The organism is Olivibacter sp. CPCC 100613, from assembly GCF_036959255.1.
Taxonomy (GTDB): Bacteria; Bacteroidota; Bacteroidia; order Sphingobacteriales; family Sphingobacteriaceae; genus Olivibacter.
The window spans coordinates 890,445-913,856 of record NZ_JAWMTI010000001.1; the positions used below are offsets into that span (position 1 = coordinate 890,445).

General features: G+C 40.0%; 28 protein-coding genes and 1 tRNA gene. 3 read left to right on the plus strand and 26 right to left on the minus strand.

Annotated elements, in window-relative coordinates:
• Nucleotides 1-20: 20 nt before the first annotated feature.
• From RYH73_RS03380 to RYH73_RS03395, 4 genes are all read right to left on the minus strand, one after another.
• A complete protein-coding gene (locus RYH73_RS03380; protein ID WP_335311855.1) occupies nucleotides 21-389 on the minus strand; it encodes a hypothetical protein in 369 nt (122 codons plus the stop codon).
• Between the two features lie 248 nt (nucleotides 390-637).
• Nucleotides 638-1,078 carry a hypothetical protein gene (locus tag RYH73_RS03385; RefSeq protein ID WP_335311856.1) on the minus strand — a complete coding sequence of 147 codons (441 nt, stop codon included), beginning with the start codon at nucleotides 1,076-1,078 and terminating at the stop codon, nucleotides 638-640.
• 43 nt (nucleotides 1,079-1,121) lie between these two features.
• Nucleotides 1,122-1,556 (minus strand): hypothetical protein, encoded by a 435-nt coding sequence (locus RYH73_RS03390; RefSeq protein ID WP_335311857.1) that lies wholly within the window; start codon nucleotides 1,554-1,556, stop codon nucleotides 1,122-1,124.
• Nucleotides 1,557-1,589: 33 nt separating this feature from the next.
• Nucleotides 1,590-1,916, minus strand: coding sequence for an SH3 beta-barrel fold-containing protein (locus RYH73_RS03395; RefSeq protein ID WP_335311858.1), 327 nt, complete (start codon nucleotides 1,914-1,916; stop codon nucleotides 1,590-1,592).
• A gap of 134 nt (nucleotides 1,917-2,050) precedes the next feature.
• On the opposite strand from RYH73_RS03395, the gene RYH73_RS03400 reads away from it, so the two are divergent.
• A complete protein-coding gene (locus RYH73_RS03400; protein WP_335311859.1) occupies nucleotides 2,051-2,293 on the plus strand; it encodes a helix-turn-helix domain-containing protein in 243 nt (80 codons plus the stop codon).
• Nucleotides 2,294-2,322: 29 nt separating this feature from the next.
• Here the strand turns inward: RYH73_RS03400 and RYH73_RS03405 are convergent, their stop codons facing one another.
• The 12 genes from RYH73_RS03405 to RYH73_RS03460 form a co-directional block, all read right to left on the minus strand.
• Nucleotides 2,323-4,629, minus strand: coding sequence for a hypothetical protein (locus RYH73_RS03405; protein ID WP_335311860.1), 2,307 nt, complete (start codon nucleotides 4,627-4,629; stop codon nucleotides 2,323-2,325).
• Nucleotides 4,623-4,814, minus strand: coding sequence for a hypothetical protein (locus RYH73_RS03410; RefSeq protein ID WP_335311861.1), 192 nt, complete (start codon nucleotides 4,812-4,814; stop codon nucleotides 4,623-4,625). Before RYH73_RS03410 ends, RYH73_RS03405 begins: the two co-directional genes overlap by 7 nt.
• The gene (locus RYH73_RS03415; RefSeq protein ID WP_335311862.1) at nucleotides 4,811-5,254 is read right to left on the minus strand and encodes a hypothetical protein; all 444 of its coding nucleotides are present in this window, start codon (nucleotides 5,252-5,254) and stop codon (nucleotides 4,811-4,813) included. The genes RYH73_RS03410 and RYH73_RS03415 overlap by 4 nt, the downstream gene beginning before the upstream one ends.
• 5 nt (nucleotides 5,255-5,259) lie before the next feature.
• Nucleotides 5,260-5,472 carry a hypothetical protein gene (locus RYH73_RS03420; RefSeq protein WP_335311863.1) on the minus strand — a complete coding sequence of 71 codons (213 nt, stop codon included), beginning with the start codon at nucleotides 5,470-5,472 and terminating at the stop codon, nucleotides 5,260-5,262.
• Nucleotides 5,456-5,731, minus strand: a complete 276-nt coding sequence (locus RYH73_RS03425) for a DUF5681 domain-containing protein (protein WP_335311864.1) — start codon at nucleotides 5,729-5,731, stop codon at nucleotides 5,456-5,458. Before RYH73_RS03425 ends, RYH73_RS03420 begins: the two co-directional genes overlap by 17 nt.
• Before the next feature lie 2 nt (nucleotides 5,732-5,733).
• Nucleotides 5,734-6,027 (minus strand): hypothetical protein, encoded by a 294-nt coding sequence (locus tag RYH73_RS03430; RefSeq protein ID WP_335311865.1) that lies wholly within the window; start codon nucleotides 6,025-6,027, stop codon nucleotides 5,734-5,736.
• A 28-nt stretch (nucleotides 6,028-6,055) separates the two neighbouring features.
• The gene (locus RYH73_RS03435) at nucleotides 6,056-6,496 is read right to left on the minus strand and encodes a hypothetical protein (RefSeq protein ID WP_335311866.1); all 441 of its coding nucleotides are present in this window, start codon (nucleotides 6,494-6,496) and stop codon (nucleotides 6,056-6,058) included.
• A 12-nt stretch (nucleotides 6,497-6,508) separates the two neighbouring features.
• Nucleotides 6,509-7,471, minus strand: coding sequence for a BT4734/BF3469 family protein (locus tag RYH73_RS03440; protein WP_335311867.1), 963 nt, complete (start codon nucleotides 7,469-7,471; stop codon nucleotides 6,509-6,511).
• 144 nt (nucleotides 7,472-7,615) lie between these two features.
• Nucleotides 7,616-8,719, minus strand: a complete 1,104-nt coding sequence (locus RYH73_RS03445) for an AAA family ATPase (protein ID WP_335311868.1) — start codon at nucleotides 8,717-8,719, stop codon at nucleotides 7,616-7,618.
• Nucleotides 8,706-9,086 carry a hypothetical protein gene (locus RYH73_RS03450; protein WP_335311869.1) on the minus strand — a complete coding sequence of 127 codons (381 nt, stop codon included), beginning with the start codon at nucleotides 9,084-9,086 and terminating at the stop codon, nucleotides 8,706-8,708. Before RYH73_RS03450 ends, RYH73_RS03445 begins: the two co-directional genes overlap by 14 nt.
• Before the next feature lie 12 nt (nucleotides 9,087-9,098).
• Nucleotides 9,099-9,278 carry a helix-turn-helix transcriptional regulator gene (locus RYH73_RS03455; protein WP_335311870.1) on the minus strand — a complete coding sequence of 60 codons (180 nt, stop codon included), beginning with the start codon at nucleotides 9,276-9,278 and terminating at the stop codon, nucleotides 9,099-9,101.
• Between the two features lie 14 nt (nucleotides 9,279-9,292).
• Nucleotides 9,293-9,574: a helix-turn-helix domain-containing protein gene (locus RYH73_RS03460; protein WP_335311871.1), complete on the minus strand. Its 282-nt coding sequence runs from the start codon at nucleotides 9,572-9,574 to the stop codon at nucleotides 9,293-9,295.
• Nucleotides 9,575-9,812: 238 nt separating this feature from the next.
• Between RYH73_RS03460 and RYH73_RS03465 the strand changes: the two genes are divergently transcribed.
• A complete protein-coding gene (locus RYH73_RS03465) occupies nucleotides 9,813-10,205 on the plus strand; it encodes a hypothetical protein (protein WP_335311872.1) in 393 nt (130 codons plus the stop codon).
• Nucleotides 10,206-10,663: 458 nt separating this feature from the next.
• On the opposite strand, the gene RYH73_RS03470 is transcribed toward RYH73_RS03465, so the two are convergent.
• From RYH73_RS03470 to RYH73_RS03480, 3 genes are all read right to left on the minus strand, one after another.
• The gene (locus RYH73_RS03470; RefSeq protein WP_335311873.1) at nucleotides 10,664-11,197 is read right to left on the minus strand and encodes a hypothetical protein; all 534 of its coding nucleotides are present in this window, start codon (nucleotides 11,195-11,197) and stop codon (nucleotides 10,664-10,666) included.
• 3 nt (nucleotides 11,198-11,200) lie between these two features.
• A complete protein-coding gene (locus RYH73_RS03475; protein ID WP_335312592.1) occupies nucleotides 11,201-11,869 on the minus strand; it encodes a DUF3800 domain-containing protein in 669 nt (222 codons plus the stop codon).
• A gap of 375 nt (nucleotides 11,870-12,244) precedes the next feature.
• Nucleotides 12,245-12,318 (minus strand) — tRNA-Pro (locus tag RYH73_RS03480).
• Nucleotides 12,319-12,432: 114 nt separating this feature from the next.
• On the opposite strand from RYH73_RS03480, the gene RYH73_RS03485 reads away from it, so the two are divergent.
• Nucleotides 12,433-13,014: a hypothetical protein gene (locus RYH73_RS03485; RefSeq protein ID WP_335311875.1), complete on the plus strand. Its 582-nt coding sequence runs from the start codon at nucleotides 12,433-12,435 to the stop codon at nucleotides 13,012-13,014.
• Between the two features lie 87 nt (nucleotides 13,015-13,101).
• Here the strand turns inward: RYH73_RS03485 and RYH73_RS03490 are convergent, their stop codons facing one another.
• The 7 genes from RYH73_RS03490 to RYH73_RS03520 all read right to left on the minus strand — a co-directional run bounded on the left by RYH73_RS03490 (nucleotide 13,102) and on the right by RYH73_RS03520 (nucleotide 23,215).
• Entirely contained in the window at nucleotides 13,102-13,728 is a 627-nt protein-coding gene (locus RYH73_RS03490; protein ID WP_335311876.1) for an NAD(P)-dependent oxidoreductase, read from the minus strand.
• Between the two features lie 91 nt (nucleotides 13,729-13,819).
• Nucleotides 13,820-14,599, minus strand: a complete 780-nt coding sequence (locus RYH73_RS03495) for a helix-turn-helix transcriptional regulator (RefSeq protein WP_335311877.1) — start codon at nucleotides 14,597-14,599, stop codon at nucleotides 13,820-13,822.
• Between the two features lie 32 nt (nucleotides 14,600-14,631).
• The gene (locus RYH73_RS03500) at nucleotides 14,632-15,150 is read right to left on the minus strand and encodes a DinB family protein (protein WP_335311878.1); all 519 of its coding nucleotides are present in this window, start codon (nucleotides 15,148-15,150) and stop codon (nucleotides 14,632-14,634) included.
• 143 nt (nucleotides 15,151-15,293) lie between these two features.
• Complete coding sequence (locus RYH73_RS03505; protein WP_335311879.1) at nucleotides 15,294-16,949, minus strand: FAD-dependent oxidoreductase; 1,656 nt, start codon at nucleotides 16,947-16,949, stop codon at nucleotides 15,294-15,296.
• Nucleotides 16,950-16,996: 47 nt separating this feature from the next.
• The gene (locus tag RYH73_RS03510; protein WP_335311880.1) at nucleotides 16,997-18,430 is read right to left on the minus strand and encodes a RagB/SusD family nutrient uptake outer membrane protein; all 1,434 of its coding nucleotides are present in this window, start codon (nucleotides 18,428-18,430) and stop codon (nucleotides 16,997-16,999) included.
• 24 nt (nucleotides 18,431-18,454) lie between these two features.
• Nucleotides 18,455-21,697: a SusC/RagA family TonB-linked outer membrane protein gene (locus RYH73_RS03515; RefSeq protein WP_335311881.1), complete on the minus strand. Its 3,243-nt coding sequence runs from the start codon at nucleotides 21,695-21,697 to the stop codon at nucleotides 18,455-18,457.
• A gap of 306 nt (nucleotides 21,698-22,003) precedes the next feature.
• Complete coding sequence (locus RYH73_RS03520; RefSeq protein WP_335311882.1) at nucleotides 22,004-23,215, minus strand: FecR family protein; 1,212 nt, start codon at nucleotides 23,213-23,215, stop codon at nucleotides 22,004-22,006.
• Between the last annotated feature and the right edge of the window lie 197 nt (nucleotides 23,216-23,412).

Here is a 23,412-nt window from a genome sequence, read left to right on the forward strand (position 1 = left end):
CGGTTCGCTAACATGTGAGGCTAATTTATCAGTTGCCCAAATCGGGTTACGTACTTTTTTAGCTTAGAGCTATTCCAATCCTGGTCAATCCGGTTTATTTCATCTCGAAGAAAAACGGCATCGTATTCCACATTGTAATCGTTCAAAATTGCCGCTATGTCGTTTAGCTTTTCTTTATAAGCGGCATATAAGTTATAGCTATCACAGTACATGCGGTAAGTATTGGTTTTGTTCTTGGCAAGATAGCGCATATAGATTCTGATAGGCAGATTTACGGGCACATATTTCCTTTTGTATCGAACTACAAGAACCGCATCTATCATTCCCTTTACCCGCTCATTCGATGCGGTAAACCTAAAACTAATATTCGGCTTATCAATTGCTTTCATTTTCCAAGACTTTAATGTGGTCTGCCGCAAACTTGACGGTTCCTATTATCTCGCAGGATTTGCCCAGCCAGTAGCAACAGTCCAAAACATGCTGTTCGTTGACTGACTGCATAGCACATAGAGTACTGATGGTCTTAGCTATATGCTGCATACAGTGGTGTATGTCCTCTGTATTTTCGGTAATGGCTTTAATGTCTCGAATTTCGTTTTCGCCTTCAATTGAGCATATATTGTGATCTAATGTTATATTATTCATGCTTAGATCCTCCTTTATCGTTTATAAGTTTGTAATTCTTAAGCAAATTGTATGATTCAGCCTCAATCTCTGTTTTTGTGCGTCCGGCATATCCGTTATACACTTTCTCAATATCTAGAAGCTTATCAAAGCTTTCCCCATCCAGGTTTTCGAAAAACTGGTAGAGCCTGTATAACATTTCTCCCCCTGTATCAAAACCATATGCTCCCATGATCGTCTTTACTTCGTCTAAAGCGAGACATCTTATAAGTAAGATCATCATATCCTTGTAGGCATAAGGAGTGAAATCATTACCGTCAAATTCAAGCAAGCTAAAGGCTTGTTCAGTTACGTCTTTTCTTCTTACACTTCCGTACACCCTTAGTAGATTGGCTTTAGTTGTATCGTTCAGCCAGTCTGCATTCATAATAGATTCATTTATGTGTTTAAACATGGTTAATACTTTCTATTGTTTACGAATTATTTGTCTGTTGATTTTAAGGAATTAGCTCGCTGTCCAAATACGCCCATTTCAGATCATCCGTTGGAGCCAACCATTTACCGGCAGTCCCTCTGACAAATACCTTATTTAACGGTATTTCATAAGGACTATACCGTCCGCACTTCGACAGAGATCCATCTTTCTCGACTGACCCAAATTCTATTTCAAAGTGGTGAATTTGCACCCAGTGTTTACAGAGCCGAAAAACGTACTCCTTCATCACCATTGCCGCCTCTTCAAGCGGCTCTCCCCAATCCGTTAGTCTGGGGATAACATTAATAATGCTTTTGTTGCTCCCGTCAAGGAAGAACAGAGTAGCTTTTACATAGTCGTTCCTGTTGTGATCGGCAGAGACTAAACTGGCGATAGAGACATCGCTATTTGTTTGTGTGGACGACGGATTCACAGTCCGTTTAAGTGGTGTGTTCATAATCAGTTGTTTTATAGATATGCTGTTATAGAATTAAAATTTGAGATTGGCTTTTTTAAAGCTTCTGTATTCCATCCTTTCTGTATCATAATAAACCTGTATAGTGTCATTATGCTTTCTTTTGTTTTCCCCCTCAGCTGTGGGCATGATGCGGTTGTTAAGTGTACCGAAAGCCTCTCTTACCGTGCCGTCAACTTTTGTAAAATAGAACCGTACAATACCGTTTAGCATTTTTGCTTTCAATCTAATGTTGGCCCATGCGCATCTAAGTGCATCTCTTAGTGAATAGCCATTTCTTTTAATGAATTGCCAAGCTAGTTTCATTATCTCGCTTAGTTTGCTTTTGTTCTGCATGGTCATAATATTAACATTTAATATCAATTATCATCACAAACATATACATAAATAATCAATAATGCAAACATTTATTAACATTTTTTATCAATAAATTTTAAAACATTGATACTATACGTATAAATACTTATTTTTGCATTATGTTAAACGTCAAAAAAGCAATCAAAAAGCGGGGTATGACCAGTTTGGAAGTAGCCTCAAAATTGGGGGTAACCCCGGAAAGCCTGAGTAGATCTATCAATGGCAATCCATCTTTAGATACATTGCAAAAAATAGCTGACGCTATTGGTGTAAGCGTTGTCGATCTATTTGACCGGACTGAAATTACCGCATCGTGCCCGCATTGTGGTGGTGCTATTAAGATCGGGATAGAGAAAGCGTAGTTAGTACACCTACGCTTTCATTCTTACTATCAGCTGGCACGCCTGTCGCTCGAAGCATAATGACTCTCAGATAACGTCGGATTATCGTCTCTACACTCGGACGCGACTAGTTTCAACTCACAATTCTCGCTATTATATGTTGATTGAAGCGGAAGAAATTTTCTATCTCCGAATGATTCTATGGAATAAATTTCATCATAAGACCAATTTTTTCCGTAAACGGTTCCTTCGAAGATAACACTTGGTTTATACCTGAACCTCATCATTGCATTGGCCGTCATACCGGTAAGCGAACCAGTGTATTTACCGTCAGTAAAGACGTACTCTTCACTACTGTTGGTCCATGAAGTCATAATATTGCTTACCATGAAACCGCTGAATGATGAGCTTACTTCAAGGTCAACTGATTCTGTCTTCGTATTACTGCTTGACGGATTTTCCGATCGGTATACGTCGTTGTTTTCCTCCACTGACATAAATACATCATCGAACAAAATGCGCTGTCCACGCTTAACATACAACCTGACTTCTATCTCACATTCTCCTGCCGTCAATACCTCAGGTTCTGGGAATTTCATATCAAATCCACCCCCAAAGTTTACTGTGGCCACGTCACCTATTTTCATATTGTTAACAGACACCGGTATTGTCCCGTCTCTAAGATGTGGAGACAATCCCCATCCCATCCCAACATTAACACCTTGATTAGGTCTCCTGCATCTTAATATTAATCCAGTCGTCCCATCAGGTATAACCTCATAACTCTCAATATCAGTGCCTTCTACAAATCTCTGCCCCGCAAAATTTAAGTAGCCTTCAAGATTATTAGCTTGTGTCATAGGACACGGTACTGTCATTACAACTGTACTATTAGATGAGAAGTTTATGTAATCGTCATTTATTGGACTGCCACTGAAATAACTGTCAATCAACATAAAATTGTTATCATTAGGATCGCTATATCCCGAGTAGTTATATCTATTAAAGGTAGCACCCTGAGGTATCGGCATCCAGTATCCGTTTTCATTGAGCACCAGTTCTTTCCCATCGACTTTTATTCTGACACTGACTCTTAGCGGGTTTGTGTCCCAGTTAATTATACCTGTTTCTGTGTAATAGGGAAACCCGTTCAAAGGGCAGAACGTAAAACCGAACCTGAAAGTTTTGAACAAAAGTTTAGTATCTATAGGCATGCCATATTTACCACTATCAAACATTGTCAGGTACACCTCCTGAACATCGCCTGCTGAATTCGCAGGAAAAGACACGTCAGCGGAAACACCTATTCTATTATTAAGCGAATCTCCAGTTGTCAAAGATGCTCCCGAACCTGTTGGCCTTAATACCCATTCGAATATATTACCTGACGACGTTTCGAAACTACCGTTCGGAACTAAGTTGTTTTGTTGCTTCTGCCTATAAGTGACAACCACGCTTTTTAATCCCGGGATCATCAAACTGGATTGATCTTCTCTTATAAACTGATAATTACCCCCTGGCTGAATGCTTTTGTTAACATTTTGACTTGAGGTTGAAATTATAGGCATCGTGCTTGGACCGTAATCTGTATTAACTTCATGTACGGTAAAAGATCCGGTTACAACATCATTTATTCTCCTTATATTCCACTTACCGTTTGACTGGAATATTCTGCATTGAAAAGCTTTTAATAAGCTCTCAAGTACATAAGAACATGATCTGTACACAACATCGGTGCTTCCGTCCTCAATGTAGCTTTTGAAAGCCCTTCCCCTATCTCCCCATTGAGGCGTTCCGGCCAATGCCCCATAAACATCGTCAGGATACGCGGTACATACTATCGAGCTTATCCATGTTATAGGGAGCTTTAGCCCTAGATACACTTCTCTAAACAAAATATCCCTGATATAAGCTAAAGGAGATAGATTGCTTACATCTTCACCGATAGGCCAGTTGTTGATACCTGTAAAATCTATCCCATCTAGTAAATTCAGGCCATCTATCGCGGTAAAACTCACTTCAAACGGGGGTGCTTGCAGTTCCTTTTGTATGCGGTCAGGCACAACAAATCCCGTCCAGTATAAAACACCTTCTCTGTAAACCTGAACGGTAAAATCTCTGTCATTGGCATTCTGCAGCTCTTCCACATCGATCTGACCATCGCTGTACAGGCTTATAGAAACGCTGCATGGTATAATTACCGCATAAGGGTCGTCCTTGTTTGTATAAGTAAAAACACATGCCTTATTCTCTACCCCATCAACTATTATTGGATCGCCTGTATAAGCCGCTGTAGATATATCAAGTCTCCAACGCTGCTCCTCTTCACTATAATAATCCAACCTGTACTTTACCATCTTGTAAGATTTATAATCCGTTTAACTTCATTTATTCGCCCGTCTATGATAAGATCGATTGTGGCCTTTAAAAGCTCAATAGCTTCTTTGTCCTTTCCTTGGTTGAAGTCGGCCTCATCCATTTTTATTTTGTGTTTCAACCCTCTTAGGTATTGCTTCAACATCACTGTTTCCCTGTCTCTCATTTTGACTTATTTATTTCTTCTCTAATAGCCTTTTCCAATATTTTCGGAAGCTTAAGCTCTTCTTCTTTTACTGCCGGGTATAGCATCGGAGTTGCCGGCATTGTTCCTTCACCGTTTCGATAAAATTGTTTCGCGTGCTCCTGCCATTCAGGATCGTACGGGGCCACCGTCTTAGCCGCAAACGGCCCTGTACCGAATTCCGCAAACGGCGCCCAAAATAGTTGGTTATGAACCTGATGGACTAAGTGTTCATGTTCGTAAACCCAGTTTTGCCCAACCTCCTTGAGGTTTTCCGTTGCCTTAGCTCTGGCTGCGGTACGAATTCTGTTTGCAGAATTAGCCAATTGCGAATCCAGTTCAATTTCGACGGTATCTGACACTTTCTTTAAAGCACTCTTCGCTTCCTTTAGGCCGGTTATCTTAATCTGTATCTTAGCCATGTCGATTAATTTAAAAATAACGGAACCTCGGACTTCCCAACGCCCCAGTTGCACCCATCAATAAAATCGATAATCTGCTCTTTTGTCGCAGGCGACTGCATGTATATCGGTACTCCTGCGAACCCTTCCAATATCAGAATTGACTGATCAATGGTCAATTCACGATGTTCAATAAGGAAAGACTTTAATTCTATGGCATTGCTAATGACTATCTCCATCTTTTTCAAGTTTTATAATCAATCTTCTTCCTTCGTTGTCTCCTGTTATTTCTGTTTGCCTTGGAAGCACATAAGGCATCAATTTAACTACCACGTCCAGCCTTTCTTTAGGATCAAGTTGAGAAAGATAATTGTCAATACTGTCCATCTCACGATCTATCAGAGCCTTCACTACTTCCTTTAGTTCCCGACCTGTCTTATTGGGCACTCCTTTAGGCCTTCCATTAGGATTGCCCGACTCTCCTTTCTTAAATGCCATAGCTATTGTAAATTGTTGTTATTTTCAGTTTTGAGACTATCCCCGGTAGTGTTGACACTAACTGCCAGATGCGGTTTCACATACTCGTACTTGGCCGAATCGGTTATGATCTTCTCTAAGCTATTCAGTTTTCTTTTCAACGATTCATTATTGAGCCTTAAGCTATCAACCATAGATTCTTTACCCGACAATGTATCGTTTAAACGTCTGATTGTGGCCATTTGGTTCTTTAGTAGTCCTTCCTGATACTGCACTGTTTCCTTCAGCTCCTGTATCTCTTTCTCTAGTGCATTCATTTTGTTTCTATTTGGTTATTGATTTGTACTAAAAAGGTGCTTTTTCTGCGAATAGCGATTTGAGTTTTATCCTTCTGGTTATCTTTTCGGTTGCCTTATTATGTCTCTCCATTAGTTCGTAAAGTTCCTTTTCGATCAAAATTGCACCGATCCTGTCCACTAATCGTTTTATTCCTGATCCTTCAAAATAATGCAGGAACGTATTCCCATCGGCCGTGGTGCACTTGCAAGGAAACATTTTTGCAAAGTCATCAATCGCATTGTAAACGTACCTCAGATCCTTATGTGCTCCTATCAAATATTTTCGATAATGGTAATCCATTCTATCATAGTGGTGACTAGCCTCTAGGATGTAATTAGGTGCATCGATGTATACCGCAGCATCAAGCCTGTCAGGGACATATTTAATGAAGTTATCAGTCAGGGCCTTTTTTAAGTCTTTGTCCTTTGGTTGCCAAATTATTTTCATGTTGTTATGTAATTATATTGATTTCATTATATCAAATGCTCTTTTCCAATCCTTACCTCCACATTCATACTGCAGCAATATCGTAACGGGACTCGCCGACCACCCGCCCGACGCCTCTGGCTTGAAATGTTCTATTCCTGGTGTGTTACTGCTGAATGCGTAGAGGGTACGCCTTCCTGTGTGATAGTCTACACTCAACCCTGCTGCGGTTGTCTTATCAGGTCTTGTGTAGTATATGTGATCGCCCTTACGATGATGCAGTGTAAAACCATAGTTCGTAAGTATTGTATCAATCACGTCCTCGCTTACATTAGAATTGAAGTAATTTATAAGCTCCTTAGCTTCACCTTTACGGCTAGATGATTCATTCGATTTAAGCTTTGTTTTAGGTGTTTTAACAGGCTCAAATATCTTGTCGAACACGTTTGCCGTTTCGTTAAAATAAGCGTTCTCATCGTACGCAAAGAAGCGAAGTGAGGCAACGTTTCGCGGTGCAGAATCTATCGCTATACCTAATTCTTCAAAAGCCAGCTTCATAGCATCAAAATGCTGGGGGTGTTTGGTTTTATCGCTGATAGGAAATAAACCCCAAATCCCATTTCCGCTCGCAGAACGCGCGCAATAAGTTGTGTAAGGTATTTGCTTCACTAAGTCAAATATGCGCTGCATATCGCCTCCTATGCCATCAATGTCGAATGCCATAAAGCCTGAATGTGCAACAACATACTTTTCTCCGCGCCCCCCAACCTGTATAGCGCTAGGCGTAATTCCGTAAAGCTGTTTCTTCAACTGTTGCTGCTTCTCACTTTTATATGGCTCACTACGTATCTGTGAAACCAGGTCAGTTTGAGCAGGTGCCGTTAACACGGATGAAAAGTTGACAAGATGTGGCTCCGTACTGAACCGCCAGTTTCCGTTCCTATCTTGATAGGTCTTATAGAGACTACATTGTGACTGTAATAACGTCTTTTTCATGCCTTCAATTTTGTTTCTTTTTTTATTTACTAGTTACTGGTTTGAACTAGTAAAATTCCAGTAACTAGTATTTACTGGTTACTGGTTTATTGCGTATATATATACGCAACCAGTTCAGTAATAAATACAGCAGTAAAACAGTAGTTACTGATTCAATAAATATCTCGTATGAGGTGTCTTTCCTTCTGTCCTCACAAACCCATTATCTAAATAATATTTCCTGTATGATTTAGCCACACTCTGCGCAACCTTAAAGCCGTACCATGTACTGATCTCGTTAACGAGTCCCAGCTCGAATTCGGAGAGCTTGGGTGTACTGTCAACTCTAAGAACTTTAGCAAGTATCTCTCTGTGCGTTTCATCTGCGATCTCTTCAGGAAGGAGCGCTTTCTGTTTCTTAACCGTCTCATGTACTTGACGGCTAAATCCCTGCACTATTTTCGGTAGCTCCCCCTTGTCCCATCTGATTGCAAAGTCTTCAAAAGGCAGCCCTCTGCATTCCTTTGCAGACACAATACTCATAGAGTTGTCATCAGGACTTCTTTCCACCATAACCTCAATCTCACACTTCTGACTCGCTATGCTACCAACATGTGCTCTAGCGTCTTTGGACTGTCCTTTATTCTGATGCAGAACACCGGACACGTGAATGTCGTATTTGGAACATAGCTTTAATAAGTCAGTAATAACAAAGTGCCCTTCTTCGGCGCTCATGAAATCATCCATAACATCTACGATTCCGTCAATTATCACCCATCTCACGTCTTCTGTCACTTCAATCGCTGCATGAATGATTGCTAACCTGTCTTTTGGACTAAACTCCCTTAGATCGCAGTAAATTAGGTTTGGAGAAGTTTCCAGATTTGCCAGTTTAAGAATCAACCTCATCGTTCTGGCCGCATAACTCTCGCCCTGCTCGTTATCGAAGAAAAGCACGGGTCCCTTGACTGCCCCCAAAAAGTATGTGCGTTCTGACTTTTCCACCGGGTTTATGAAAGAAGCAACCGCAAGTGCCAAAGCTGTAGTCTTTTTGCTTTTCTGCTTACCTTGCCATAAGCTAAAGCTCTTCTTGGTCAGCAATGGGATTATCTCTCCGTCATGGACAAAATTTACTATAGGCTGAGGTAAAGGATAATCTTTCGTCTGATCCAATATGGAACGCTTAAACAGTTCTTTTGGATCTGTCTTAATGGAAGGAATCCCTTCGCCAAAGCTGACAACACGCTCTTCAATATTAGTTACCTGCATACTCGCCTCCTATATTTCTTGACGGTCCGTTTAGCCATGAACAACCCCTTGACCGCAGCCAATAGAATCCGACAGGCGAGTATTTTGTAATCGGACAGGAAGAATAGTAGGCTATAAAAACAGTATCGGATTTCTTTAGCTCGCTTATTCGCCAGCAAATTGTTGATCTTTCCACCCCGGTTATTGACTCAAGCTGCCGCATATTAAGAGGTATACTTGCAGCATTCAATGCCTTGACGATCTTTAGCCGTTGAATCCTCTTAATGTTTTCTTTGCTACCGTTATTTTTGGTATATTTGTCCTGTCCTGTACCCGAAAAGGTATTTTGCCCTGACTGCTGGTTGGGGCTTTCTTTTTTTTCTTTCATCACTTATCCTCCTCACTGTTTCTGCTTATTATTCACCTCTAATGCCGAAACAACTTTATCCAGATCATACCTGTGTATCCCTCCCATTTTAAGGTATGGGATTAAGCCTTTCTTTTTGTATCTTACCAGTGTTGTTTCCCCAATATTTAGGATCTCAAGCAGCTCTTTAGTGTCTAAAAACTTCTTTTCCATATTTCGTCCCTTTGTTACCTAACCGTTAGTGTTGGCTGGATCTGTTCCATAACCTGATACCAGTTGTATCTAACTGCTGAATTTATCCTTATAGCGCTTATCTTCCCCTTGTTTCGCCAGCTTCTTATTGTCACAGGCGATATGTTCAACCTCCTGGCTAACTCCTTCGTGTCAATTATTTCTACTCCTGCTTGCGAAGTAGGTGTCGCAGACATGTGAACGATGGCCTTAGATAACGCATCGGTAATGATCGCTTGGATCTCTTCTTTCGATGTGATGATCTGAATATGCTCCATTTCTTATGATTTTGATATTGTAAAGTTGGCAATGCATGAAGCAAGGATGTAAATGTTTAGATTGTAAAATGAAAAATTAAAAGCATTGATGGTCAATACATTAACGAATATATAGAAAAGTTATTAGCAAGTTGCTAGCAAGGTTGCTTTCCAATAACGGCCTTATTTTATCCTCTTACGGATTCCCGTAGAAATAATGGAGGTATGTACATTATCTTCGGCCTACAAAATTTGTTATATGAAAAAACACATACTAATCGTATTATCTTTCTTCATCACGCTTCTATCTTGCAGAAAGGATGATAAACAAGACTTATTTGAAACTAAAGTTGTTCAGCTTGTGTTCAGCCCAGGAGGTGTTGGTTCGACATTTGGATATACCAACGCTACCAGCGGTGATAAAGGAAATAGAACCGGATCAGGCTTGACAACCTTGACTGCTACGGTTCGCCCAGGTGATCAGATGACACTCCAAATGAATTGCGATAGAAAGTCGGATTTCAATCAGGAAATTCGTATTGTCATGGATAATAAGGAGCTGGTCAAGTCAGGCGAACCTCAATACTCCGATGAAAGACAAACGGTATATGTATTGAACTATACTTTTGGAGAGTCGTTATTTAGGAAATGACTCTTCCTAACCGATATTTGTTACTGTGTCTATTTAGGAGTATGTGTATTCTCTCGTCAGAGCAATTTTAATTGCTAGTAAGGTATAACGCTATTTAAGACGCCGAGATAACGCGTTATAAGCTTTTGAAAAGATCACGCCTTCAGGCAAGAAGTTGGGAAGAATAATTGGGAAGCAAATAAAAAAATATCTATATTATCGAATTATATTTAGTATTAATTTTTACACATTTAGATACTAAACACTCTTAGATGAAACAAAATGCGCTTCTAACTCGTTCTAAAAGAACGTATTTAAAATATTTAAAAGAGTTTTAAAACTGTGTTGACAATCTCACATATTGTTGATAACTTTGCATTGCTCATCTCGCCACATTAGGGAGATCTTGGGGAAATCCAAGAAAGAGTTTCGAGGCTCGATACACCAAGATGTGTACCGAGCCTTGCGGTTTTAATACATTAAAGTATTTGCGAAAGCTTTCTTTTTATCTTTTTATTCATTTGTTTTATTGAATATTCTTTGTTTAAATAGTAAGCGGACAAAAGATAATAATCTAGTCCGCTTCGCTGCGGTTCAAGAACTACAACATATTTTTCAGTTTTGTTATATAAATATGTTCTATTAACATTTCTTCTTTTCTTTTCGTCTCGCTCTTCAGTACTAAAAACTTGAATTTCTTCCAGATGAGAATTCTCTAAATGGAACTTTACCCAATGTAACCGTTCCGATCTATAGAGATCAAATATTCTGCCTACGTTCCCTTGGACGTCTTCGATAGTAGACCCGACAGTTATTAAATGATGAAATAAATTATCGAGATCTATATCTCCATTGATGTTCTTAGTAGGTCTTATTGGCTTCCCCAAGAAATCTCGATCAGATTCTTCAAAATCTCTTCTAAAAACTCGTTTCAAGGAACTCTTACGATCATTTTCAGTCAAGTGGGATAATTCTAACAAGGCAGAATAAACTTTCAGTAGATTTGCTGGCATAAATTATTTTAAGTCTATATAGAACAAGTTGAATTTATCTTCTGATTTCGGAGTCGAACAGGTTATTGGAAGTTTACAATGTAATTCTATTTTGTCTATCAATCTTGTTTTTGCCAATACGGCATTAAGCCCTCTAAGCTTGTAATTAATAGCGCCCATAAGTAAATCTGTAAGTTGCATGAATGAGCTCTCATAAGATTGAATAAATTGAAAATCTCTTATTGAAGCGTTATATTTTAATATTTGTTTCAGCTTGGTTAAATTTCTGTTGCTAACGGTATCTTTAGCATCTATGTAAATATTATACGACTGTTCCAAGTCTATTTTATGATGTAGTAATTGATAATACATTCTGAAATAAAAGTCGTCATACGTAAACTCTTCCCTTCCTTCGTCAATTTTAGATTTATCTACTATTATAGCTCTGAACTTAAGGTCATTAGAAAAAAAATAATCGATTAAATCCGAATAGAATTGATATTGGCCATTAGACACTTTTGACCATTTAACTTCTCCCTTAAATTTGTGGTCGGCCTTTAGCATTTTGAAATGTCTTTTGTGCACGCTTAGCTGATTGTACGCTACACTTACATACGATATTATCATATACGGACATCCATCACTTTTGAGATGAGTGCTCTCATCACAATACATATTAAAAGTCTTGCTCATATTATTCGGGTACAGGTAGTCTATTACGGTTACGGTGATAAAATACAAATATCATTAATTTTTATCAATCTGAATAAATTTCTTATCAATTATTCTTTAATCTAAAATAACCAGTAACCTCCAAATATTTTACACATTGCATCCAAGTTTTGAAAGAGGTAATAGCTATAAAACAAAACCCACACGTTTTACAGCATGGGTTTTGTTTGCGTTTAAATACCTTTTGGCATCTTTACAAAGATAATGTTTTTTGACATTGTGCTCAAATCGGAAAGGTTTAATCATAAACCACACAAAATATTCCCCCTTCTATTCCCCTAATCTAAAAACAATAAATCAATTATCTGTAATACAATAGTTTATAATTTAAATAAGTCGGGATGACAGGATTCGAACCTGCGACCTCTTCGTCCCGAACGAAGCGCGCTACCGGCCTGCGCTACATCCCGGAATGATGATAAAACAAACTTAAAGAAATTGTTCAAAATTTGAAAACCTGTTATGTGCTCCTTTTAAACCTTAAGCGCCGGGTACACTCTAATCATAAAAATAGTCGCTATTCTATGAGAATGATCGTCTTTTCAGCATTAATTTCCTTGCTTGTCTTCCATCATCCAACAAGGGCTCAAACAAGACCTCAGTTAGCCGTTAGGCTTAACCAGAACAATGACATCGCCTTTGTTCGGATACTTTATCCCGAATTACAAGTTGATTTAAATGGAAATGGTCAGCTTATCAATACGTGGAATCAACTGGGTGAAGAGACTTTATCATTGGATTATTATGATGAGTTTAAGGGAAAGGAAAAACAAGGAAAATTAAAATCCATGGGCAGTACACAAATTGATTACTACGATAATTTCGATGGAGAGGCCAGAAAAGGGAAAGTGAAAAGAATCGGCGATATAACGGTAGATTATTACGATCGTTTTGACGGTATATTGGCCGGAAAAATTAAGTCTATTGGAAATCAACGTATCTCTTATTATGATCAATTCAGCGGAAATGAAAAAAAAGGAAAATTAAAGTCTGTTGGCTCCGTTCAAGTTGAATATTATGATCGTTTTGACGGTAACCATCGGGCCGGTAAAATAAAATCAATCACTGGTAATGAACAAGAAAATGTGCGGATTCTTTTCAACTAAGGAATTTATGGAAGGCCTTACATCACCTTGATAGTACGGCCCTCCTTTACGATCAGTCAACCTAAAAACTTAACAAAGAAATGACTGCTAATTAGATATGCTGACAGCCTTTTTCCGATACTCGTTTTGAGCCACTTGGTTTAACATGAAGCTTGCAACATCTGCTCGAGCGATTTTCAAGGATAATCCCTTTTCACTAGCACCAAAGCCAATCTTATAACGATCCGTACGTACGCCGTCTGTAAAAGCGGATGGCCTTACAATCGTATAGTCTAAATTACTGGTCAATAAATAATGTTCTTGTAACTGATGATCCTTGAACGCCTTTTTTAGAAAGAGACCGAACATCACATGTTTCCAGAAAAAATTAAGGTTTCCTGCACTGTCTCCCAAACCTAACGTAGTCTCACATATCAACCGCCTTATGCCTTCCTGCTCCATCGCATCAATGATATTTCTAGTTCCACTTGCACGAATACCTCCCTTATTTCCATCACCGATTGCACACAATACGGCATCTTGATTTTTGACAGCTTCTTGAATTGTTTTGCTGTCGTTCAAATCTCCTTTGAAAATCCGCAGCAAGGGATTTGCTATTTCTTGTAATTTTTGCGGACTTCTAGTAAATGCGGTTACGTGATGTCCCTCTTGAAGGGCTTGCTTTACAATGAGCTTGCCTATACTTCCTGTAGATCCAAATACAACTAAGTTCATGATAACTCCTTTTAAAATTTTTAACCTGGATGATATCACAAATTTCCGTCGCTGCGTGTTCGAAAAATAGAAGAAAAACGACAAAAAGCTACTACATTCGTTGCGAGAATACGCGGGGTGTCTCCCCCGTAAAAGCCTTAAATACACGGATAAAATGCGATTGATCGGCAAATCCGTTCGCATAAACCACTTCATTGATCTTACTAAAATCCTTGAGTGCCAGTTGGGAAAGAGAAGCTTGAAATTGAATAATTCTTGCAAATTGCTTAGGGGAAAGCCCCGTTTCTTTTATGAAACGCCTCTCCAGTGTCCTATCATGTATGTATAATGCGGAAGCAATTGTATTGATACTTTCTTGCCCGTTTGTTTGAATAATCCGTTCAATCGCTTGTTTAATCTTCAAATCAAGCTTCTGTTTCTTTCTTTCGAATAGTGAACAGAGAAGTTTCGTGATTGCTTCTATCTTTGCTTCCACCGATTGATAAGCGAGCATCTGGTTATTAAAAGACAACATATCGACTTCCTTGAACAAGCTTAAATCATAACAGCCGTCGTTAATGGATTTGGGATCGACGTCAAAGAAACTTTTGAAAACAAAGGGATAAAGCCGAAATATAATAAGTAAATAGGGTCCGGTGAGCTGCATTTCGATCGGATGAATCGTCTGCCCATATAAAAAGGATATAGGCATCAATTTACCATGAGGCCTAATCATTAAACCTGTTTGGGTTTGCTGAAAGAGTAGTCCGGGGTAGCCGTCGGCGAAAAAAGGTAGATGAACCTCATTACTGCGCTTTTCTTCTTCATAAATCCAGATATCCTTTACAAACAAGGATATAGAAGCTGGCGCTGAAAGCTTTTGATGGACCATAACATTCGCGAATATAGAAAAGACACCTTAAATTATAATTTGCTTGACGAGGAGGCTAGCTGCTCTGTCAACTGTTGCAGATGTCGCAAGGTATGATATGTGTTAAACCCCAGCCATTCCAAGCGCGTAAAAGGACCATACTGAGGGATAGCAAAATCCGTACATAAACGTGATAAATCGCTTTGGTTCCAAACTTCCCGATGCTGATCAACTCGCTTCTTAAGTCCTAAAAGAAGCTTTTCCTTCATTATTTGGTCGGCTGAAGGTATTACTTCTTGCGGAGCTTGATATCGCTTATCGAAGTTCAAAAGTATGCTCTTTATAAGTGGTAAATGGAAATCTATAGGTCTATCCGCCTCCACCGTCGTCCCTTTCATGGTATATATTGAAGCATAGGATTTATAGAGGTGCAAACCTAGCTGGCCAGGAGTCCATTTACCTGCAACGAAGGTTTGATTCAATTGTTCTTCCGTCAATGAATTGAGCAGTTCAAGTAATTCTTCCATCACTTGCTCAAAAAGGTTTTTTAATTCTTGATGTTTGTCTTCCATATCCCTGTTAACTTATTGATAGATACAAACTTACTAAAGTTGCCGTCTATAATAAAGGATATTTACGACAAAAGAAACGTAAAATGCGACAATAAATAAAGCCACAGTTATAAGCATGTGGCTTTATTTATTTGCATATCACATTATTGGGCTACTTTCTCAAGTACCTGCTTTTCATCCCGTAATTGTTTTTCAAGATCTGCATAGGCCACCTCCTGCACAGTGAGTCCCTTTTCTATGGCCAATGACGCCGCTAGGGATGCGCTTTGCCCAAGAATCATAAACACGGGTTCCATCCGTATACTACCGAAGGCAATATGAGAGCTCGAAAGACAGACAGGTACCAACAAATTGCTACACTCCTCTTTTTTGGGAACAAGTGCTCCGTATGAGATCTGGTAGGCCCCTCTTTTTGGAGATACACCGATATCCCCTTCATTTTGAACAAAGCCATCGGATTTGATGTAACGCTGTATATTATGAGAATCAAGCGCATAGGACCCCATCCCTACCGGATCTTTTACCTGGCGATCGCTAAACGTATCGTGTTCTGTCACAACATAAGTGCCAATCATCCTACGCGCTTCCCGAATATAAAGTTGATGAGGCCAGTTACCATTATCTTTGAACTCGTCTTTAGCTAATCCCCATTGCGCCATTTCTTTACGGACATCTTCAGGTACGCGCGAATCATTCGCTAAAAAATACATAAGGCCTTGTTGATAATCCGTGTGTTCTTTGATAATCTCGTTCCGTCGTTCATAGCTAGCATCCGGATAGTCGTAGTTCATACCAATAAAATCAGTACTAAATGGACCATGATTATTCGTATCTGTTTTTCGGTTCGGTATCGGATCATATTTTTGGAACGTTTCATGCCAGCCTGAAGCATAAACCCTTGCTAGCAGTTCATAATTATCCGCATTGTAATTTGCCGGTTTAGGGAAGGGAACCCGATTATCCGGATGATTACTTAAACACATACGGAAACAATAGGCTTGTACCTTATGGTCTCCTTCGCCATATTTTCCTGGATCTGCTTCTGATATGCCAAAAAGCAAGCCGCTGGTGGAGTCTCCCGGAATCTTATATGGACTGATATCCGACTTGAAGTAATGTCCATGATGCAGCACCCCCGTTTGCACACCATTCCATTTCTCTCCATACTGTGCATTAGCTTCGCGACCTACATGATAGCTTACGCCCGCAGCGGCCATCAGATCTCCTTCATAGGTTGCATCAATAAATACCTTACCCCGATAGGTCTTTCCACTTAGCGTAGTAATTGCTATAATCTTACCTTCCGCCAGCTCAACTCCTTTCTCCCGATCAAGCCATTCATCCCGACGGATATCCAATTCAAACTCCTTTGCATAATCTTCGAAAACCTGCTCAGCTATGTGCGGTTCAAAAATCCACATCGTCCGCTCATTTCCGTCAATAGCTGGAGTACCTTGTCCTTTGTTACCATATTCCGCAGGCTTTTGCCAACGCCAGGAAGCGCTGTCTTGATAGGCCATGTAAACACGATGGTAAAAATCGCGCGCTAAACCACCGATCACCGATTTATCGCCTGTATCCGTAAATCCCAACCCCCCGGAGGAAAGTCCTCCCAAGTGCTTATCTGGTGATACAACAATCACCGACTTGCCAGATTTCTTTGCCTGAACCGCTGCTGTAATGGCCGCAGAAGTACCGCCATAAATAACAATATCCGCTTCTTCCTGATGCTGTTGCTTTTTTGGTCCACAAGCAATTATTACCAATAAGAGGTAAACATTGAACAGTAGTTTCTTCATAATAGCTTATTTATATTTTAACGTTAGTTGTTTCTGTTACTTTTTTATTAATATCCGGGATTTTGTTCACCTTGCATGGCCTTATTGTATAGTATTTCCGAATTTGGTAGCGGCCAAAGCATCACTTTGTCGGCAACGGCAATACCTTTAATCTCCAAAATACGTTGTTTTGCTATACCCAACCTTACCAAATCCAACCAACGTTTACCCTCATACATTGTTTCATAGCCGCGTTCTTCTATTACTTTAGCTAAAAAAGAATCCAGATTAAAATCAGCCAATTTAAAATCAACCGCTGACCCTGCGTTTGACGGGTAACCATAGGCTCGTCGATGCACTTTATTTAAGCTTTCCACCGCCTCCTCTGTCGGCGTCCCTTGTGCTCTCGCTTCCGCTTCCGCATGAAACAATAACAGGTCTGCATATCGATACCAAGGATAATCATTTGCAGCACCTGCAGTAGCATCCGGATCTCTAAATTTTCTGAATAAGCATGTTGTTGGCCCTAAACCAATATCCACATTGTATAAGATATGTTCTTTTCTAAGATCAGCCTTATCCCAATTTTTTATAAAAGGATTTTTTAACGAGTCGGTATATTGGGCGTATACACCTCCAGGTCCGTAGTAGTTATACTGTGCGGTTTTTCGATGCGCGTAACTCACCAAACCAAAACCTTGCTGTCTATTAAATTTCAAATAAAAAATTTCTTCAGGCGTATTGACGACATCGGGACCAAAAATCTTTTGGAAATCTTCTGCTGTCGAAACCTCAACTAAAGAGAATTTTCCAGAAGAGATTACTTCGGTCGACTTTGCCGCAGCTTCATTATACCGCTGTAAGTATAGGTAAATTTCCGTCAATAAGGTCTTCGCTGCCCATACGGTTGGACGGCCTATATCTTGTACTACATCTGGCAAACCCGCCTCGGCTTCCAACGCGTCCTGTAAAACCAATTGGAGAACTTCATCCGTTGAGGATCGGGCGACATCTGATAGATCCAAATTTGCTTCGGTGCGAATGGGTAGGCCACCAAAACAACGAACCAAAGAAAAGTACATCATGGCACGTAGGTACTTCGCCTCTGCTATAAAAGTTTGTTTATCCTGATCACTTATTTCACTACCAACAGGAACACGCTGTATCACAATATTGGCATTCCGAATGGAGCGATATAGGCTGTCCCAAACAGCACTTACGCGATTAATATTGGTATTATCTAATCCCTGATATGTACTTACCGGGGCTTGTGAACCCCGGGAGTTTCCATAATCGGGCAGGCCCTCTAATTGTGCCGGGTAATTCAAACCAAAAGCACCATCGCCCCGCATCGGTCCATAAATTGCATTAACGGCCGCTCTTGCTTCAGCGCTGGTGTTATAAAAATTACCTTCCGCTTGTGATTTCGGCTTTTCCTGTAAGGCCTTTGAGCAAGCCGAAAAAACCAACAGTACTAGGACTCCTATTGTTAAATTTCTCATTTTAATACCTCTTTATTTCTTTCCCTAAAAACTTGCTTTTATTCCGAACGTAATTGTCTTCGCCGTAGGATACACATAATGATCTATTCCCAATACAATCGAATTTGTACTTCCATAAGAATTTACCTCCGGATCATACCATGAATAATTTGTGATGGTCAATAAGTTTTGCGCACTTACATATAATTGCCCACTAGAAAGCCAATTCAGCTTCCACTTATCCGCGGGAAGATTATAAGCGAGTTGGATATTCTTTACACGAAGAAAAGATCCATCTTCTACAAATCGATCTGACATTTGGGCTTGCGAATTGGTTTTAATGATGGGATATTTTGCGTCCGTATTACTGGGTGTCCAATGGTCTGTATACACTTCCCGAAGCATATTCAGCGCCTGTCCATAATCATATCCTTGTCCTTGTGCACTTAGGTTGTAAATATCATTCCCCTTGCTTCCCTGAATGAAAATAGAAAGGTCAAAACCTTTGTATGACATCGCTGAGGTAAGACCATACGTAAAATCCGGATTCGGATTCCCTATAATCTGCTTATCTCCCTGGTCTCTTGTGCCATTGTTATTGAAATCCTTATAGCGAATATAGCCATTTTCATCATAACCATCTTCTACGTAGCCATAAAAGGACCCCAGCGGATAACCCTCTCGTAAAATATTGACATTGTCACTAAGCGCCGCTCCAATGATATCCCCGAGTATATCATTCCCACCGTAGAGCTCTACCACGCTGTTTCTATTGAAGGAGATATTTCCACCGAGCTGCCAATTAAAATCGCCTTTGAAAACCTCACCGCTTACATTAATATCAACCCCCTTATTTTGAATTTTACCTACATTCTGTACCGTGAAAGAATAACCCTGTGAAGCAGGGAGGGTAACATTGTTCAGTAGATCACGTGTATTTTTTATGTAGAAGTCTGCCGTCAAACTTAATCGATTATTAAATAACCCTACATCTAATCCTACATCGGTTTGCGCAGTGGTTTCCCATCTCAAAGGCCCAGCCAAACGAGCACTTGGCGAATAGGCAGGAACCAACGCATCCCCAAATACGACCTGACTGGAAACGAGTTGATTCAGCGTAAAATAAGGATCAATAGCGGTATTCCCGGTTTCACCATATCCGACGCGCAGTTTTAGATCTGAAATCGCCGGCATTTTTTTTATGAATTCTTCTTCAGACAGGCGCCAAGCAAGGGCTGCGGAGGGAAAATAACCCCATTTTTGGCCATCACTGTACCGCGAAGAACCATCCGAACGAAAGCTGATCGTTGCTAAGAAACGATTGTCAAAAGAGTAATTCACCCTCGCCAGGTAAGAAATTAGGCTCCATTTCGTATATGATGACTTCGGTACATTCTGCGTAGCTGCTGCACCGATATCATAGGTTTCTTGGTTATCACTAATGAACCCCGTTCCTGACGCTGAAAATGCTGTAGTAACATAATTCTGGTAAGTGAACCCTGCCAAAGCATTCAAACTGTGTTTCCCAAATTCTTTCCGATAATTTACGGTATTTTCACTCAGCACACTTGTTGTTTTGGGCGTTGAAATACTGGCAGATCCGGTAGAATTAACAAATCTTGTTGTCCGGTATCTGTCCATTCGTTCGTTCCCGTTTTCAATACCGCCTAACGTTTTAAATACTAATCCGTCAATAGGCTCGTAACTCAAAGAAAGGTTCGCCAGTACGTTGTCTGATTGCGCCTTATCAGACTCTTGATATAAGAAGTTTAATGGATTAACGATGACGTTGGAGCCCCAGGTGTAGGCCTCCGTTAGATTTGTATAGCTACCATCAGTATTATACAAAGGCATCGTAGGGTAACCTGAAAGTACCGCTGACATTAACGAGCCTCCACGGTTTCCTCTTTCTGATTCTTTTTTACTTTCATCAAAACGACTCAAAATACCGCTGAAATCTAGTTTTAATTTACTACTGATATCAGAATTTAGGTTTACCCGTAGTGAATTTCTAATATAATCACTCCCTACAATAATTCCCTCTTGTTTAAAATTGCTGCCTGATACGGAAAAGCGGGTTTTTTCATTGCCACCACTCACCGTTACGGTATTGCTTATAATTGGCGCATTCCGAAAGACAACATCTTGCCAATCGGTTCCTTCACCAAAGCTTGCAATCTCTTCCGTTGAAAAATGGGGATCGATTCCATCATTCGCCGCTTGTTCGTTATAAAACTGTGCATACTCCGTAGCATTCATTAATGCTAACTTCTTACGCAAAGACTGGCTTCCGATATATCCATCATAATCTACTTTTACTTTCCCCGATTTTCCTGTTTTTGTGGTGATTAAAACCACACCATTGGCCCCTCTTGATCCGTATATGGCTGTCGCGGAAGCGTCCTTCAATATTTCTACCGACTCGATGTCTGCATTATTCAACAGTAAAGGGGATCCCGAATAGGGAAAACCATCTACAACATATAAGGGTTCATTGCTTCCCTTTATTGAATTAGTTCCACGTATACGGACACTAATGGGACTGCCCGGTGATCCCGTATTTTGTGACACATAAACGCCAGATGCTCTTCCTGATAAAGCCTGCACCATATTAGTCGATGGTAACTGGCTTATTTCGTCCGCCTTAATAGACGCTACGGAACCAGTAAGATCGCGTTTCCGTGTGGTTCCATATCCAACCACGACTACTTCATCCAAGTCGCTCAAAGACGCTTTCATGGTAACGTTGATCGTTGTTTCGTTAGCGATGGTTTTTTCGATGGTTTCGAAACCGACAATCGTAAAAACCAATGTTCTTGCTTCGCCACTTAGGTTGATCTGATAATTACCCTGGGCGTCGGTTGCACTAGCAATGGAGGTTCCCTTTACCAAAACGGTTACCCGTTCAATCGGCTTCCCCTGCTCATCCAATACACGTCCAACAACTCTTTTTGGTTGCTTTTCTTTTTCTAAATCAAAAATGTTGTTCCGCTTTGGTGTACTTGATTTAATGACAATCGTGCCATCTTTCAATGTCCATTCCAGTTCAAGCGGAAACAGCATCGTTGTCATTGCTTCTTCAAGGGGTAGGTTCTTAAAATCTACCATCACTTTTTTATCTGCTAAATCCTTTCCTTTCAAAAAGAAAGAATGACCACTTTGCCGTTGAATCCTCCGCATTACTTCGGCAAGTGATGTATTCTTTGCTTTCAACGTAATGGTCTGGGCAAAGCTTGCCCCGGAGACTTGCATGATCGTAAGAAGAATAATGAAAACGGTTAGTTTCATAATCAGTAGCAATCGGTAAGTTAAAGGCCAAAAGGACCCTTTAACACATGCATAAAAAATCATATGTTTGTACTGTTTGAATGATGTAATATAATTTGGTTAGATCCATTTGCTGCCCAGTGGCAGCTCTATTGCGCATTCAAATCCGCCGGATAGTGTCACTAGCACTGTCCGGCTCACTCTGAATGTGTGTTTTGCTTATTGTCTCATGTTTGATCCTTGGTCATAACGGTTTTCCTTTTATGGTTAATAATTTGGTTAATTAACTGCTTGCATCCCTAATCTCACATTAGGTAACTTGTTTTTTTAGTATACGATAAGCGTATTGCTTCCCTCTTTTTTGTCTATTTTAAATTTTACACCGCCCTCTTGCAAAATTGCCAATACAGCTGATAATGTCTTTGTACGACTAATTTCACCATAAAAATAGGTGTTGGGTACTTCACCCTGGTACACAACATCCACATCATACCATCTACTTAACTGCTGCATCGCATCCGTTAGTTTTGTCTCGTCAAAATAAAAAACGCCTTCTCTCCAAGATACGTAGGGTTCAATAGCGACCTTGGCTACGGAAGTCTTTCCTTTTATTACGGTGCTTTGCTCGCCTGACTTAAGAAGAATAACCTGATCATGGGTTTTGTCCTCGTGCCATGAAGCGGGTTCAATACGAACCGCACCTTCCACTAAAGTTGTCTTCACAGCTTCCTCCTCATCATAAGCCAAAATATTAAACTGTGTCCCCAATACGTGTACTAGTTGATGTTTACTTTTCACCAAGAAGGGCCGTTGTTCATCTGCTGCTATTTCAAAATAGGCTTCCCCTTTCAGTTCAACGATTCGGTTTTCATCGGTAAAATTTGTTGGATATTTTAAACTACTGGCAGCATTAAGCCAAACTTGCGATCGATCGGGTAGCACGATCTTATACTGCCCTCCCTTCGGTGTTTCGATCGTATTATATCGAGCTTCCTTCTTCCCTTTATCTACACTAGATTTAACATCATCGCCTGAGATTACCTCATACACAACTTGACCATTCGCTTTTTTAGAGATCTTTATGCCACTTTCTTCTGCTAAGGCCCCATCTGTAGCAGAGTCTAAATTGATTTTACGCCCATTGGCAAGCGTCAATATCGCTTTATTAGTCCCTGGATTAATATCATTGTTTTTTGTCAACAGCTCTTTCTTCCGATCGCTCGATTCTTTTATAACTATATAAGCACCTATGCTAAGCATCAGAAAGAGGACTGAAGCCGCTGCCAGCCAAAAAATCGCAGGCTTTCTCCTAATCTTGGTCATTGCAGTTTGTTCCGCGTTCATCTGTGACACTAACCGATCTAAGAGCCTATTTCGAATCGTTTCTTCATCATCATAATTCGAAGGCATTTCAACCTGTTCATCATTGTGACTATTATACCATGCTTCAAAATCAGCCTTTTCAGAAGCTGTTAATAGTCCTCTTTCCCACTTATAGGCTAATTTCTTAATATATGCTTCGGTAAACCTGGAGGCCATATAGACTCATCTTTATTCTATAGTATCAAAATTGACCGGCTAACCTTAGTCGATATCAATTTTTTTTTCTTATAGGAAAGTGGCCTTTACAAAATAGACCCTTGACGTTCGGCAAGCTTGGGCAATAGGATATAGCGATGAAAAAATACCCTTAAATAAGGCGATGTGCTGAAAGCTTAGCCTTGTATGCAGGCAAG

Excerpts from the sequence above, each read along its gene's own strand:
- RYH73_RS03515 (WP_335311881.1), bottom strand. The coding sequence starts at position 21,697 with ATGAAACTAACCGTTTTCATTATTCTTCTTACGATCATGCAAGTCTCC.
- RYH73_RS03500 (WP_335311878.1), bottom strand. The coding sequence starts at position 15,150 with ATGGAAGACAAACATCAAGAATTAAAAAACCTTTTTGAGCAAGTGATG.
- RYH73_RS03445 (WP_335311868.1), bottom strand. The coding sequence starts at position 8,719 with ATGCAGGTAACTAATATTGAAGAGCGTGTTGTCAGCTTTGGCGAAGGG.
- RYH73_RS03435 (WP_335311866.1), bottom strand. The coding sequence starts at position 6,496 with ATGAAAATAATTTGGCAACCAAAGGACAAAGACTTAAAAAAGGCCCTG.
- RYH73_RS03410 (WP_335311861.1), bottom strand. The coding sequence starts at position 4,814 with ATGAGAGACAGGGAAACAGTGATGTTGAAGCAATACCTAAGAGGGTTG.
- RYH73_RS03425 (WP_335311864.1), bottom strand. The coding sequence starts at position 5,731 with ATGGCATTTAAGAAAGGAGAGTCGGGCAATCCTAATGGAAGGCCTAAA.
- RYH73_RS03455 (WP_335311870.1), bottom strand. The coding sequence starts at position 9,278 with ATGGAAAAGAAGTTTTTAGACACTAAAGAGCTGCTTGAGATCCTAAAT.
- RYH73_RS03450 (WP_335311869.1), bottom strand. The coding sequence starts at position 9,086 with ATGAAAGAAAAAAAAGAAAGCCCCAACCAGCAGTCAGGGCAAAATACC.
- RYH73_RS03405 (WP_335311860.1), bottom strand. The coding sequence starts at position 4,629 with ATGGTAAAGTACAGGTTGGATTATTATAGTGAAGAGGAGCAGCGTTGG.
- RYH73_RS03475 (WP_335312592.1), bottom strand. The coding sequence starts at position 11,869 with ATGAGCAAGACTTTTAATATGTATTGTGATGAGAGCACTCATCTCAAA.
- RYH73_RS03465 (WP_335311872.1), top strand. The coding sequence starts at position 9,813 with ATGAAAAAACACATACTAATCGTATTATCTTTCTTCATCACGCTTCTA.
- RYH73_RS03485 (WP_335311875.1), top strand. The coding sequence starts at position 12,433 with ATGAGAATGATCGTCTTTTCAGCATTAATTTCCTTGCTTGTCTTCCAT.
- RYH73_RS03460 (WP_335311871.1), bottom strand. The coding sequence starts at position 9,574 with ATGGAGCATATTCAGATCATCACATCGAAAGAAGAGATCCAAGCGATC.
- RYH73_RS03520 (WP_335311882.1), bottom strand. The coding sequence starts at position 23,215 with ATGGCCTCCAGGTTTACCGAAGCATATATTAAGAAATTAGCCTATAAG.
- RYH73_RS03420 (WP_335311863.1), bottom strand. The coding sequence starts at position 5,472 with ATGGAGATAGTCATTAGCAATGCCATAGAATTAAAGTCTTTCCTTATT.
- RYH73_RS03510 (WP_335311880.1), bottom strand. The coding sequence starts at position 18,430 with ATGAGAAATTTAACAATAGGAGTCCTAGTACTGTTGGTTTTTTCGGCT.
- RYH73_RS03490 (WP_335311876.1), bottom strand. The coding sequence starts at position 13,728 with ATGAACTTAGTTGTATTTGGATCTACAGGAAGTATAGGCAAGCTCATT.
- RYH73_RS03430 (WP_335311865.1), bottom strand. The coding sequence starts at position 6,027 with ATGAATGCACTAGAGAAAGAGATACAGGAGCTGAAGGAAACAGTGCAG.
- RYH73_RS03400 (WP_335311859.1), top strand. The coding sequence starts at position 2,051 with ATGTTAAACGTCAAAAAAGCAATCAAAAAGCGGGGTATGACCAGTTTG.
- RYH73_RS03470 (WP_335311873.1), bottom strand. The coding sequence starts at position 11,197 with ATGCCAGCAAATCTACTGAAAGTTTATTCTGCCTTGTTAGAATTATCC.
- RYH73_RS03385 (WP_335311856.1), bottom strand. The coding sequence starts at position 1,078 with ATGTTTAAACACATAAATGAATCTATTATGAATGCAGACTGGCTGAAC.
- RYH73_RS03440 (WP_335311867.1), bottom strand. The coding sequence starts at position 7,471 with ATGAAAAAGACGTTATTACAGTCACAATGTAGTCTCTATAAGACCTAT.
- RYH73_RS03380 (WP_335311855.1), bottom strand. The coding sequence starts at position 389 with ATGAAAGCAATTGATAAGCCGAATATTAGTTTTAGGTTTACCGCATCG.
- RYH73_RS03390 (WP_335311857.1), bottom strand. The coding sequence starts at position 1,556 with ATGAACACACCACTTAAACGGACTGTGAATCCGTCGTCCACACAAACA.
- RYH73_RS03505 (WP_335311879.1), bottom strand. The coding sequence starts at position 16,949 with ATGAAGAAACTACTGTTCAATGTTTACCTCTTATTGGTAATAATTGCT.
- RYH73_RS03415 (WP_335311862.1), bottom strand. The coding sequence starts at position 5,254 with ATGGCTAAGATACAGATTAAGATAACCGGCCTAAAGGAAGCGAAGAGT.
- RYH73_RS03395 (WP_335311858.1), bottom strand. The coding sequence starts at position 1,916 with ATGACCATGCAGAACAAAAGCAAACTAAGCGAGATAATGAAACTAGCT.
- RYH73_RS03495 (WP_335311877.1), bottom strand. The coding sequence starts at position 14,599 with ATGGTCCATCAAAAGCTTTCAGCGCCAGCTTCTATATCCTTGTTTGTA.